Annotated in this window: 11 protein-coding genes; 5 read left to right on the top strand and 6 right to left on the bottom strand. The window is 43.2% G+C overall.

Annotated elements, in window-relative coordinates:
• Window positions 1-185: 185 nt before the first annotated feature.
• Entirely contained in the window at window positions 186-317 is a 132-nt protein-coding gene (locus MR041_RS15640) for a hypothetical protein (protein ID WP_262917597.1), read from the top strand.
• A gap of 137 nt (window positions 318-454) precedes the next feature.
• Here the strand turns inward: MR041_RS15640 and MR041_RS15155 are convergent, their stop codons facing one another.
• Window positions 455-853, bottom strand: a complete 399-nt coding sequence (locus MR041_RS15155) for a hypothetical protein (RefSeq protein WP_242095100.1) — start codon at window positions 851-853, stop codon at window positions 455-457.
• Window positions 854-974: 121 nt separating this feature from the next.
• Between MR041_RS15155 and MR041_RS15150 the strand changes: the two genes are divergently transcribed.
• Window positions 975-1,415, top strand: coding sequence for an Lrp/AsnC family transcriptional regulator (locus tag MR041_RS15150; RefSeq protein ID WP_242095099.1), 441 nt, complete (start codon window positions 975-977; stop codon window positions 1,413-1,415).
• A gap of 36 nt (window positions 1,416-1,451) precedes the next feature.
• Here the strand turns inward: MR041_RS15150 and MR041_RS15145 are convergent, their stop codons facing one another.
• From MR041_RS15145 to MR041_RS15135, 3 genes are read right to left on the bottom strand one after another with little or no spacing between them, the layout of a single operon-like run.
• On the bottom strand, window positions 1,452-1,829 hold the full coding sequence (locus tag MR041_RS15145; protein ID WP_242095098.1) for a VOC family protein: 378 nt from the start codon (window positions 1,827-1,829) through the stop codon (window positions 1,452-1,454).
• Between the two features lie 10 nt (window positions 1,830-1,839).
• On the bottom strand, window positions 1,840-2,820 hold the full coding sequence (locus MR041_RS15140; RefSeq protein WP_422613581.1) for a YpdA family putative bacillithiol disulfide reductase: 981 nt from the start codon (window positions 2,818-2,820) through the stop codon (window positions 1,840-1,842).
• Entirely contained in the window at window positions 2,817-4,025 is a 1,209-nt protein-coding gene (locus tag MR041_RS15135; protein WP_242095096.1) for an MDR family MFS transporter, read from the bottom strand. The genes MR041_RS15140 and MR041_RS15135 overlap by 4 nt, the downstream gene beginning before the upstream one ends.
• A 307-nt stretch (window positions 4,026-4,332) precedes the next feature.
• Here MR041_RS15135 and MR041_RS15130 point away from each other — a divergent pair, with 307 nt between their 5' ends.
• Entirely contained in the window at window positions 4,333-4,935 is a 603-nt protein-coding gene (locus tag MR041_RS15130) for a DUF1684 domain-containing protein (RefSeq protein WP_242095095.1), read from the top strand.
• Window positions 4,936-5,329: 394 nt separating this feature from the next.
• Here MR041_RS15130 and crcB read toward each other — a convergent pair whose 3' ends face one another.
• Window positions 5,330-5,695: a fluoride efflux transporter CrcB gene (crcB, locus tag MR041_RS15125; RefSeq protein ID WP_242095094.1), complete on the bottom strand. Its 366-nt coding sequence runs from the start codon at window positions 5,693-5,695 to the stop codon at window positions 5,330-5,332.
• Complete coding sequence (locus MR041_RS15120) at window positions 5,696-6,715, bottom strand: SRPBCC family protein (RefSeq protein WP_242095093.1); 1,020 nt, start codon at window positions 6,713-6,715, stop codon at window positions 5,696-5,698.
• A 217-nt stretch (window positions 6,716-6,932) separates the two neighbouring features.
• Here MR041_RS15120 and MR041_RS15115 point away from each other — a divergent pair, with 217 nt between their 5' ends.
• Window positions 6,933-8,966, top strand: a complete 2,034-nt coding sequence (locus MR041_RS15115) for a dipeptidyl peptidase 3 (protein ID WP_242095092.1) — start codon at window positions 6,933-6,935, stop codon at window positions 8,964-8,966.
• Window positions 8,967-10,330: 1,364 nt separating this feature from the next.
• Window positions 10,331-12,259, top strand: a 1,929-nt coding sequence (locus MR041_RS15110) for a PKD domain-containing protein (RefSeq protein ID WP_242095091.1), incomplete at its 3' end; no start/stop codon positions are given.

Raw genomic sequence — 12,259 nt, 5'->3', positions numbered from 1 at the left:
GTCGAAGGGTCTTTTTGTTTTCAGTTGGATATATTGAAACCACTTTTTCCGGTGGAAAAAGTGTGTGAATCGCTTACCCTGAGCGCTGTCGAAGGGTCTTTTCAGGATTCCAGTTTTCAAGAGCGTAGCGAGTGGAGAACTCTTATCGAAAGGGGATTTAAACAGTTCGAGCAAAATACTGATGTATGAGGTATTTTTATCTGCCTGTCTCTGTTAGCTGTTTTGAACTTTTATCCCATATGCTTCTCGATACAACCCCTCCCGATCCCGAGTACTCGGGAGGGATCGGGGTCACTCGAAGTGACAAGCAATCGTAACATATTAAGAGTAAAACTGAAGGATTATAAATCGTTCCACTCATGTGGACATGACGCATTGGTCCAATCAGGAATTAAGTTAGGTCTTATCAATAAATAATTTCGATAAATAGCTTTTTAAAAAAGGGCCTGCGTTTTTAAAGTGTAAGCATCCACGAGCTTTGGAGCTTTTTAAACTTCTTCAATTCACGTCTTAAGACCGGTAAAAAGTCCTTGCCATTGGAGTTGGATCGCTCCAAACGGTATGAATTCTTATAGAGTAGATTGGTCAGTCGCTTTAAGGAGGCAATATGTTTGTATTTTCTTTCGGAATGACGTTCGAGTTCGGCATTCATGATCTCCGGAGCCAGGGAAACTGATTGCTGGACAATATCGCCTGAAAAATAAATGTGATGGTCTTCAGAGCCGTCTTCCCGAAGGGCGGAAAGGTCGTGATTCAGGTACACAGAAATGTTCTGTGAGAGCGCAAAAATCTCTAAAGCTTTTCTGTAAATCGGTAATTCCGATAGATTTGATGGGGTATTTGATAATTTCATCTGTTTTTCATTAAGCAATTACCCAAAATTAGTAACAAGTAAGTAGAATCATCTTTAATAATTAAAGTAAAATCGTATATTTGCTTTAATATTTATCTTTTTAGAGTTAAATTTCTTTTAAATGGGATTAGATGACCTTAATAAGAAGATTTTGAAGTGTTTACAGCAAAACGCCAGACTCTCGAATGCCGAAATCGGAAGGCAGGTTGGGATTACTTCACCGGCCGTTTCAGAACGCATAAAAAAAATGGAAGATCTCGGGATCATAGAGGGGTATAAGGTTGCAGTGTCACCCTTTGAACTGGGCTATCAACTCAAGGCGATAATAACGCTAAGGGCCTTTATGGGAAAACTAAAGCCATTTCTGGAAAAGGTTAAGACCTACGATGAGGTCATCAACTGCTATCGCATTACTGGAGATGAAAATATTGTAATGGAAGTGGTTCTAAAAAACCAAAAACACCTTGAGAGCTTTATCGACCAACTCATTACCTATGGTGAAAGTAAAACGCAGATCGTGTTGTCTCGCGTGGTCAAGCAAAAGGAGATCAAACCCATTTAGCAATTCTTACAGCCCATGACATTGTAATTCGTAACATCAAGTAATTCGCCAGGGCGGATTTTTCCTGTTTTTACCGGCATGATACAGGATCAGATGGTTGCCGTCCGGATCTTTCAGATGCGCTTCACGCCAAAGCCAGGGCCTATCTTCCGGCAGTTCATCAAATACAATGAACTTATCCTGCAAGGCGGATACCCACTGGTCCAGATCATCACTTTCAAAATAGAGGCTTATGCCTTCGCCAATCGGCAAGGCCTCCACTTTATGAATGGAAAAGGTCGCATCGCCATCCGGGCATTCAAACCGAACATAATTCGGAAGGGCATCCACAATGAGGTGCAAGCCCAAGACCTTATAGAATGCTGTTGCTTTTGCAACATCCAGAGACGGGATGGTTATCTGATTTAAGTTCATATCATCTGGTTTAGGTTAATATCTTATCAAGGTGCGCCGCAATTAATTTGGCATGTATCCTGCTGTTTTCTATAAACCATTTATGCGTTTCCATACCCCCGCAAATCACACCGGCGAGATACAGGCCTGCCACATCGCTTTCCATAGTGTCCTCGTTGTATACAGGACGCTTTATGTCGTCATTGGACAAGGATACACCGGCCTGTTCGAGGAGATCAAAGTTGGGTTTGTATCCGGTAAGCGCAACAACATAGTCATTGGGCAGGACTTTCTGACCTTCAGGCGTATTGATGATAACCTCTTTAGGTCGTATTTCAACGACCTCTGAATGGTAATAGGCCTTAATGCTGCCTTCCTTAATACGATTTATAATATCCGGACGCACCCAGTATTTAACGCGCTCCCCAATGGATGCGCCGCGAATAACCATAGTGACCCGTCCTCCTTTTCTCCAAATTTCCAGTGCAGCATCGACCGAGGAATTGCTCGCCCCTACTACGATCACATCCTGCATGCTATAGGGATGCGCTTCCTTGTAGTAATGGGTTACTTTTGGTAACTGTTCCCCCGGAACACCGAGCGTATTCGGAATATCGTAGAAGCCGGTGGCCAACACCACTTTCTTAGCGCGATATTGCGCCTTATCCGTTGTTATTTCAAATGCATCCTTTAGACTGGTCAGGTGTTCAGCGGTTTCGTATAAATTAATATGTATGGCATTGGAGGTGGCTACCCTCCTGTAATACTCCAAAGCTTCATCACGGTTCGGTTTAGGGTTCTTACTGATAAACGGAATACTGTCGATTTCCAGCTTTTCAGAGGTCGAAAAGAAGGTCATATTTTTCGGATAATTAAACAGGGAATTCGTCAGGGCACCTTTTTCTAATATGACATAGTCCCACTGTCTTTTTTCAAATTCCAGGGCACATGCAATACCAATGGGTCCGCCGCCTATGATGACAATATCTTTCATATGTTGACTCATACTCATTTATGTTTTGCTAAACTCAGATTTCGTTTCAGAATAAACAATAAAAATACACAAACAGCGCCTAATAGGGTAATGATATGCCAGGTATTATCGAAACCCAATTGATCCGTCATCTGCATACCGGCATTATGGCCGATAATATGCGCAATGGAAAAGGAAATGGAATATAAGGCCATATATTCGCCCTGGTTGCCTTTTTTAGCCCGTTCGATTGCGAAGGCATTCGAAAACGGAAAGGCAATCATCTCACCGAAGGTCATAAGCAACATGCCGACAACCAGGATCCCCGCCCAGGACGTGAAATTAAGAACCATAAAGCTCAAAGCCGTCAAAACGGCACCGATGAGCATCAAACCTGTTTTTGTGCGTCTCGTGTTTTCCAGCCATTTGATCAATGGCATTTCAAAAACAAAAATCAAAAAGCCATTCATGCCCAGGAGGATACCAATTTCCAGCTCCGTTAAGAGGTGTCTGTCTTTATAATACAAAGGCATGGTTGAAAAGTATTGCAGGAATATCACACCGAACAATACCATGGCCACCAGGAATATGATGAAGGACTTATCCCTGTAGGCCGACTCAGGATGTTCCACAGTAACATCGTCCAAGACCTCAGTCGATTTTGGATTTAATACATTTATCAGGACAATGGCGGCAATAATACAGGTCACACCATCTACCCAGAATAAGCCCTTATAGCTTAAGGCCGTAATTATCAGACCGCCAATGGCGGGTCCTGCCGAAAACCCAAGGTTAATGGCCAGACGTATCAGGGTCACCGATCGTGTTTTATTCTCAGGTTTGCTATAGGCGCTCATGGCCACAAAGGTGGCAGGGCGAAACATGTCGGCCACCAGCATCACCAGGAATATACCCAGGCAAAACCCGATGAAGGTACTTATGTACTGGAGCGCAATAAACAAGATCCCGGTGCCCAGCAAACTGTAAACCATCACCTTGTAATACCCAATTTTATCGGTTAACCTTCCGCCTAACCAGGATCCAACGACCGAGCCCAATCCAAAGGCGCTCATAATCCAACCCACATCGCTCAATGAAAAGTTGAGGCTCTGCGTAAGGTATAGGGATAGGAAGGGGATGACCATCGTTCCCGCCCGGTTGATCAGCGTAATAAGGGCCAGCCACCAGACCGCTCTGGATAAGCCTGCAAAGGTGTTCAGATAGTTTTTGAACAGTGTTTTCATTTTCGGTTGTTGTTTATATTGATCCTTCCTTTGTCAGGATTAATTCAACTATATCAATGCAATGCGCTGCGCTTTTGAATCGATAGATTAACTCATAAAAAAAGCCCGACGTTAGGGTCGGACTTTCATATATGGATATCGTATTTTAAAATATCACCACAATACATAATCAGCCCAACATACCCTCACTAATGAGGTCCATTGTTTCTTATAACATGTGACGATATAACGCATGATTCTTGATTTAAAGCCTCAAAACTAGGTAAAATATGTTTAAGTTGTATTTTTGAAGTGTAATTTTTTTAAAATGAAACCTATTATTACTCTCTTTTTAATCGTCATTTGTATCACCGGGTGCACACAGAAGAAGCGTCCCTTACGGGGTGACACCGCCTTTCAGAAAGATTTGAACGCTAAATTCAAAGATGCCACCACATCACCGCTAAAGGATAAGGACAGGAAATCGTTCGAGGGACTGGAGTTTTTCACCTACGATTCCGCCTATGTGGTTACTGCCCGTTTCAAACGCACACCGGATGAAGAACCGTTTCAAATGAAAACGACCACCGACCGACTGCCCGTTTATGTAAAGTACGGGGAACTCGAGTTTCAATTAAAGGGGGCAGATTTTAAATTGAGCATCTATCAGAACCAGGAGTTGATTACAGAGGACGGTTATGAGGATTATCTGTTTCTGCCGTTCCTGGATGAAACCAATGGTTTGGAAAGTTATGGGGGAGGCCGTTACATCGATACCCGAATCCCGAAGGGCGATACCTTGGTCATTGATTTCAACGAGGCATATAATCCCTATTGCGCCTATAATGACAAGTATTCCTGTCCCATTGTACCCCGGGAGAATTATTTAAAAACGCGAATTGAGGCCGGGGTAAAGGCGTTTAAGAAATAGGGGTTAGTCTGTAGTTGGTAGTCGGTAGACTTTAGTCTTTGGTTGGTAGTCTTTAGTTTTTGGTAGGTTATGGTTAGTTTGAAGCCGACAGGTGTAATATATTATGTCCCTTCAGTCATGTCGACCCCGATCCCGAGGATTCGGGAGGGGAGAAACCTTTAGGTTTAGCAAAACTGCATCACATTATTATATTAACCGAGATGTCACTTCGAGTGACCCCGAGTATTCGGGGTTGTATCGAGAAGCAAACCACCAATTGTTCTCGATACCTCCCAGCGGCAGGCAGGCTAGTCGATCCCAAGTACGCCACAGGGATTCTTCGACCTCAAACTTATAATTACTGTCTTCTGTCTACAAACTAACGTCTAAAGTCTACCGTCTAAACACTACCAAATCACTTCACTAAATACAACCCTAAAAACACCGCCAGAAACCCAACAATAAAACTCGCCAGGGTGTAAACGGCAAAACTGGTGAAGTCACCTGACTTTAAGAAGACATAGTTCTCGTAGGCAAAGGTGGAAAAGGTGGTAAAGCCCCCGCAAAAGCCGGATGCCAGCAGGAAGACCTGGCCTTGTGACAGGGTATTTTGCCTTAAGGCCAGCCCGAGAATGATTCCAATAAATAAACTGCCCAGAACATTGGCCGCAAAGGTACCAAAGGGCAGTCCCGTTTCAATGTTGTTCAGGTATTTTCCGATAAGAAAACGCAACACGCTACCGAATCCACCACCCAAAAAAACCAGTAATACGTGCTTCATTTATTTCAGGGCTATGTAGATTTCTGTGATCCACTCGGCAGGGTTTGCAGTGTCTGCAGGACCCTTCTGGTAGGCTTCCATCATTGGGCCATTATCTGCAAAGGTCAGTCCGTTGTCAGTCACATGGGCCATGGATTGGTCCCAGGCCTCCTTTAAATGTTCATAATCACCCTTTAAGGTTGTTTTCAGAGCCTTAAAGGGGAGCAGTTGTCCCGTTAGAATATCGGGTTCCGTGGAGATCACTTTTGCAGTGGTGGGCACACAACAAGAAAATATGGTGGCGTTGTTGGCCTCATCCCATTTCAGCAAGTTCACAAAAGGGGCTCCTGCTATGGAAATGTTGTTCTGTGCTGCATAGGCTTCAAGCTTCGGCATCATGCCCATCATCTTCGATTCAAAATCGGATATTTTACAGGAGGTGGTATTGTACAAATAATAACCGCCGCCGTGTTCTGTCACACCTTCAATGGTCACACTATAGACGTTCATCCTTGCCAGGGCGATGCTGTCCAGTTTTTCCAATCCCCGTTCGAAATCCGGACCAATCTGTTCTTCCATACTGCCGGAAAAGACGCTGTACAATTTGAACCCGAATGGCAAATTATCACCGGCAATGGTCCATGATACTTTCGTTTCTCCTGAATCAAGGGACTCAAAGCTCCAACGGATGCTGGAGGCCGGAAAGTCCTCAAATTGCATGCGTTGGTCTATCGCAGTCGGTTCTTCAGCACTCAAGGTTGTCATGCTGCCCTTACCGTCCTTCTCTATCCAGGAATAGGAGGCACCAACGCCTTCGGTTGTATCGGAATAGATCAGGGTGATGGTGCTGTCCCGTTCAATCCATGGCGACCAGGCTTCCCATTTCCTGAAATCAATAATCTGATCATAGAGGACCGACGCTGGCGCTTTTATGGTTCTGCTTCTGGTCACCTCAAAGTTATCGGGTTGTACCGTTACGTAAACGGCGCCAAAAATGACGAGAACAAGAATTAATAAGGGGACATATTTAAAGCCTTTCATGAGGGTGTTAAAATTTGGATTTTATATTAAAATCAAAGATAAACATTTTAAAATTTCTCTTAATAAATTATTACATTTGCTATCCATAAATTTAATATTCTATAATTTAATGTCTCTAAAATAGATTATTCAATAAATTATAGGGTTTTATTTGATGAATTTTTGAATAATATAAAATTTTAAAATAATGACATTTGACCTGAAAAAAATCGAATTCATGAAACTGTTCACCCTGGGTCTTACCCTTATTATGCTCTTAACCACCGCGTGTATTTCAGAGAAGAAAGAACAAGAGTCTGACACTGCAACCGATACGACGGCCGCTTTTGATTACAAGGTCGACCAGTTTGCCGATGTGAAAGTCTTGCGCTACCGCATCCCGGGTTGGGACCAGTTGACCTTAAAGGAGCAAAAACTGGTCTATTACCTGACCCAGGCGGGTTTATCGGGACGCGACATCATGTGGGACCAGAATTACAGACACAATCTTAGCATCCGAAAGGCCCTGGAACAGGTCTATGTGAATTATGATGGGGATAAAACCACTGACGAATGGATGGCCTTTGAAACCTATTTGAAGCGGGTCTGGTTCAGTAACGGCATACACCACCATTATTCCAATGACAAGATCGAACCCGGATTTACTGCGGATTATTTAAAGATTCTTTTGGAGGCTACCGGAACGGTACTGGAAGGTGAGGCCTTCGAGGTCCTGTTCAATGATCAGGATGCCAAGAAGGTGAACCAGGCTAAAGGCATTGATAATGTGGCGCTGTCGGCGGTAAACTTTTACGGTGTGGGCGTCACGAATCAGGATGTTATCGATTTCTATGCGGCAAAACAGTCACCGGATCCGGAGCGTCCTTTATCCTTCGGATTGAATTCCCAGCTGATCAAGGAGAATGGCCAGCTTAAAGAGCGCGTGTATAAATCCGGAGGGCTCTATGGTGCCGCCATCGATGAGATCGTTAAATGGCTCGAACTGGCACGGGGTGTTGCTGAAAATCAGGCACAGGGAGATGCCCTGGGTCTACTTATCGACTATTACAAAACGGGAGATTTACAAACCTGGGACGATTATAATGTGGCCTGGACCAAGGCCACGGAAGGCAATGTGGACTACATTAACAGTTTTATAGAGGTCTACAACGATCCTCTGGGGTATCGCGGTTCCTACGAGACTATTGTGCAGATCAACGATTTTGATATGTCACAAAAGATGAAGGTCCTGTCGGATAATGCCCAATGGTTTGAGGACAACTCGACCTTGATGGAGGAGCACAAGAAAAAGAATGTGGTGGGCGTCACCTATAAAGTGGTGAATGTGGCCGGAGAGGCCGGCGATGCCTCACCGAGTACCCCCATTGGTGTTAACTTACCCAATGCCAACTGGATCCGTAAGGAGGTGGGCAGCAAGTCGGTGTCCCTGGGGAATATCATCAATGCCTCCAACCAGGTGGGCAGCGTCGGAAAATTGGAAGAGTTCGCTCACGATGCGGAGGAAATAGAAAACCACAAGCAGTATTTCGAATTGGCCGATAAACTGGAAACGGCCCTGCACGAGGTCATCGGTCACGCTTCAGGGCAGCTTAACCCGGGTGTGGCGGAGACCAAGAAGACCCTTAAGAATTACGCCTCAACGCTGGAAGAGGGCCGTGCCGATCTGGTGGCCCTGTATTACATCTACCATCCGAAGCTGGAGGAACTGGGACTGGTCGATAACTGGCAGGGGGTAGGGAAGGCCTCCTACGACGAATACATCAGTAACGGCCTGATGAAGCAATTGGTGCGCCTGCAATTGGGGGATGATGTGGAAGAGTCCCATATGCGCAATCGGCAGTGGATCTCAGCCTGGGCCTTTGACAAGGGGCAGGCGGACAATGTGATTGAAAAAGTAACCCGCGACGGGAAGACCTATTATAATATAAACGACTACGACAAACTGCGTGAGTTGTTTGGGGAATTGTTAAGAGAAACCCAACGCATCAAGTCGGAAGGCGACTATGCCGCGGCCGAGGCTTTGGTTGAAGGCTATGGAGTGAAGGTGGATCAGGCTTTGCATGCCGAGGTCTTGGAACGCAACAAGCAGTTCAAGACGGCGCCCTACACCGGCTATGTCAACCCGGTATTGGTCCCTGAAACCGATGAGAGCGGTGAGATCACGGCCATTGAGGTCACCCATCCGGAGAGTTTTGTGAGTCAGATGCTGGATTACAGCAGGGACTACAGTTTTTTACCTACGGTGAATTAAATAGGTGATATATTAATATGTAATTAGGTTGTCACTTCGAGTGACCCCGATCCCGAGGATTCGGGAGGGGTAGTATCGAGAAGCTTAATAAACTAAAAAGGCCAAACTCAACTTTTAATATACCTAAAGGTTTCTCACCGAGTACTCGGTGAGAAACCTTTAGGTTCAGCGAAGCTACATCACATCCTGTTGAGTACATCTAAATCGGATTATCCATTTATAACTTATTTTTAAAAACATAATAATGCGATGTCTCACTTTAACCTGTCTTGATAGACAGCTAAAAGATTCGACATGACTGCAAACACAAATTGGACCATTCAGTCATGTCGCCCTCCAGCACTCGAGGGAGAAACCTTTAGGTTCAGCGAAGCTACATCACATCCTGTTGACTACATCTAAATCGGATTATCCATTTATAACTTAGTTTTAAAACATAATAATGCGATGTCTCACTTTAACCTGTCTTGATAGACAGCTGAAAGATTCGACATGACTACAAACACAAATTGGACGGTTCAGTCATGTCGATAGGAACGTAGTGCCTGAGACATCGCATCATAATTATAGAATACCAGTTCCATATAAGAATTGCTACACCCAACCTATGAACCTATAAACATATAAGGCCCGCACTCAACGCTCCGTTTTATTATTCACACTAAACACAAGGAGCATAAAGTTAATCAGGATCAGCAGGCAAAGGATTAATAGGATTTTCATTTTTTTAAGGTAATAGTTGGGAGACGTTAGTCTTTAGTTGGTAGACTTTAGTCTTTAGTTGGTAGACATTAGTTATTTGTATTTATCATTACGCATTATTAATCCTAATTATTCATTACTACTTGATCATCATTAACTGTTCATTGTTCATCGATGATAAAACATCGGTTATTAGTAATTAATTTCGGTCATTTACTATGTATAGAACAATTCAGGTCTGATTTATCCCAGTCGAGATCTTGGAAAACGAAATGAACAGTATCGTAAACAATTGAAAATCAAAAGAATATATATAATTAAAAAGGATGTCATCTATAGACTCCAAAAGCCTTAAGGGCAAGAAAAAGGCAAATCATGTATTTTGTCGATGTTAGGTTACGGGTCAACTAAAAAGTGGCTTTTTGAGGCAAAGTTTAAGATTATTTCTATATTTTTACTATGCTTACGAAACTGTGAGTTATTCTCCTTTTGAAAAAAAGCATTTGATTAATAGCACTATTGAATGCCTCTTTCTACAAATTCTTAGGGTACCGTGTTATGTGTTTTATCATGGATAAGACGCCTAAACCCCTCATTCTACTATTACCGCGCATACAGTGTTATGTTAACATATTTATTAATTAATCTTAAATGTTATGTTAATGTACAAAATTACCAAACTAAAAACGACCAATAATACACTCTGTTGTTGGTTAAATCTTAAGAAATTATTTAAAAGCATAGGCGGCCTGGCCGTGTTGATGCTTTTTTTGTTTTCCACTTCTAATGCTGAGGCACAAATAATAATAACACCATGCGATACACAAAATCCAGGTGATGTCACTATTTGTGAAGCAATTGAACCTTTAGGTTACCAATTACCTGCTTTTACAGATCCAGGTCTTGTATCTCCTAAATATTTTACTGGGCCTAGTGCTACAGGTGATGAATACGCCCCTGGTGATTATATTAATTTTACTACGGCAATGTATATTTATGATGCAGGCGCAGCTTGTGAGGCAACTTTTGATATTGAATGGGTTCCTGAAGGAACTGGTATATGTATCGATGGTAACCCGTACGATTGGCCTTCTGTTTTATATAATGGTGCTTTTGATGCCGTGTTTATTCAAGATAACACCAGTGATGATGGCGTGAGTAATAATGATACACAATTTACAGAAGGATCATCAGATGTCAATATTGTAAATGATCCTGATGCAGCCCTCCCAAATGGATGGATATGGAATCTTGGTAATGCCAACAACAAAGGAGATATTTCAAATGGTGGTGCTGTTTTAATCGGGGATAAGATCTATTTCTTTGGAGACCGAATCGCCATTAATGGGGATGCTCAAATTGGATTTTGGTTTACTTTAGACGGTATTTCACCTTTACCTCTAGATGGTGCTAATTCTGCCGGTTTTACCGGTACGCATAAAGAAGGTGATTTATTGGCCTTAAGTAATTTTACCAATGGTGGTGGAAAAGTAAATTTAAGACTTTTTAGATGGGTTAATGATCCGGCCGATGCAGTTTATGATGGACCACTTCCTGACCCGATTAATGCACCAGATGGTGATGAATCCAAAGGAAATTTAAAGTTTTTAGGGGTAGACACAAATGCTATTGTAAATGCAGTAGAGCTTAGTATACCTTCAATTCCTTATATGAGCAAGCCTGCTATTGGCCCTTACCCTGGCTCACAAGATATAATACCTCAAGGAGGTGCCGGTGTTTGGACATATACTGGTAGTACAGGTCCGGGTATTACTCAAAAAGATGGTGTATACCACGAAGGAGCATTCTTTGAAGGGTTTATCGATTTATCAGATCCATTTTTTCAAGGAGTAAATACTTGTTTTTCAAGTTTTATTTTGGAAACCAGAAATTCACAATCTCCGAATGCTTCACAACAGGATTTCATAGCTGGACCTTTTGGAGGCGTTCCAACGCCAGAAGATGCAACAGATGATTTCTGTGAGGAGGTCTTCTCCGATACAGCATTGTCTACCTATAATGGTGATGTAATTGGAAATGGTATATCTGTTGAGTGGTACAGTGATGCCGACCATACTATTGGAATTACCACGACAGGCACCCTTACCGCTGCGAATTCACCTCACACATTCTATGCGCTAGTTTATAATGAACGTGGGTGTCCAGCTCCTGCAACGTTGACTATTACAATCTATCCCACCCCAACAGCTGATGCCGGCGATGACGACGCAGCGTGTTATGATGACGGTGTGAACCAGATTCAGTTGAGCGGATCGGCCAGTGGCGGAACAAGTCCTTACAGTTATGCATGGACAGGTGCTGCTACAGATTACTTGAGTGCAACGAACATCGCTAATCCAACATTGGACAATGCACCTGTAGGCGTTCATACCTTCACTTTGACAGTGACAGACGCCAACGGATGTGAGGATACCGATACAGTAGATTTAGAGATCTATGAAAACCCAACAGCTGATGCCGGCGATGACGACGCAGCGTGTTATGATGACGGTGTGAACCAGATTCAGTTGAGCGGATCGGCCAGTGGCGGAACAAGTCCTTACAGTTATGCATGGACAGGTGCTGCTACA

This window comes from Aestuariivivens sediminicola (assembly GCF_022662015.1).
In the GTDB taxonomy this organism is placed as follows: domain Bacteria; phylum Bacteroidota; class Bacteroidia; order Flavobacteriales; family Flavobacteriaceae; genus Aestuariivivens; species Aestuariivivens sediminicola.
Note: the sequence above shows the minus strand (reverse complement) of the source record. Positions and strands in the feature narration are given on the sequence as shown.

What these genes read in the sequence shown, in the direction of transcription:
- MR041_RS15640 (WP_262917597.1), top strand. Translation starts at nt 186, where the DNA reads ATGAGGTATTTTTATCTGCCTGTCTCTGTTAGCTGTTTTGAACTTTTA.
- MR041_RS15155 (WP_242095100.1), bottom strand. Translation starts at nt 853, where the DNA reads ATGAAATTATCAAATACCCCATCAAATCTATCGGAATTACCGATTTAC.
- MR041_RS15150 (WP_242095099.1), top strand. Translation starts at nt 975, where the DNA reads ATGGGATTAGATGACCTTAATAAGAAGATTTTGAAGTGTTTACAGCAA.
- MR041_RS15145 (WP_242095098.1), bottom strand. Translation starts at nt 1,829, where the DNA reads ATGAACTTAAATCAGATAACCATCCCGTCTCTGGATGTTGCAAAAGCA.
- MR041_RS15140 (WP_422613581.1), bottom strand. Translation starts at nt 2,820, where the DNA reads ATGAGTATGAGTCAACATATGAAAGATATTGTCATCATAGGCGGCGGA.
- MR041_RS15135 (WP_242095096.1), bottom strand. Translation starts at nt 4,025, where the DNA reads ATGAAAACACTGTTCAAAAACTATCTGAACACCTTTGCAGGCTTATCC.
- MR041_RS15130 (WP_242095095.1), top strand. Translation starts at nt 4,333, where the DNA reads ATGAAACCTATTATTACTCTCTTTTTAATCGTCATTTGTATCACCGGG.
- crcB (WP_242095094.1), bottom strand. Translation starts at nt 5,695, where the DNA reads ATGAAGCACGTATTACTGGTTTTTTTGGGTGGTGGATTCGGTAGCGTG.
- MR041_RS15120 (WP_242095093.1), bottom strand. Translation starts at nt 6,715, where the DNA reads ATGAAAGGCTTTAAATATGTCCCCTTATTAATTCTTGTTCTCGTCATT.
- MR041_RS15115 (WP_242095092.1), top strand. Translation starts at nt 6,933, where the DNA reads ATGAAACTGTTCACCCTGGGTCTTACCCTTATTATGCTCTTAACCACC.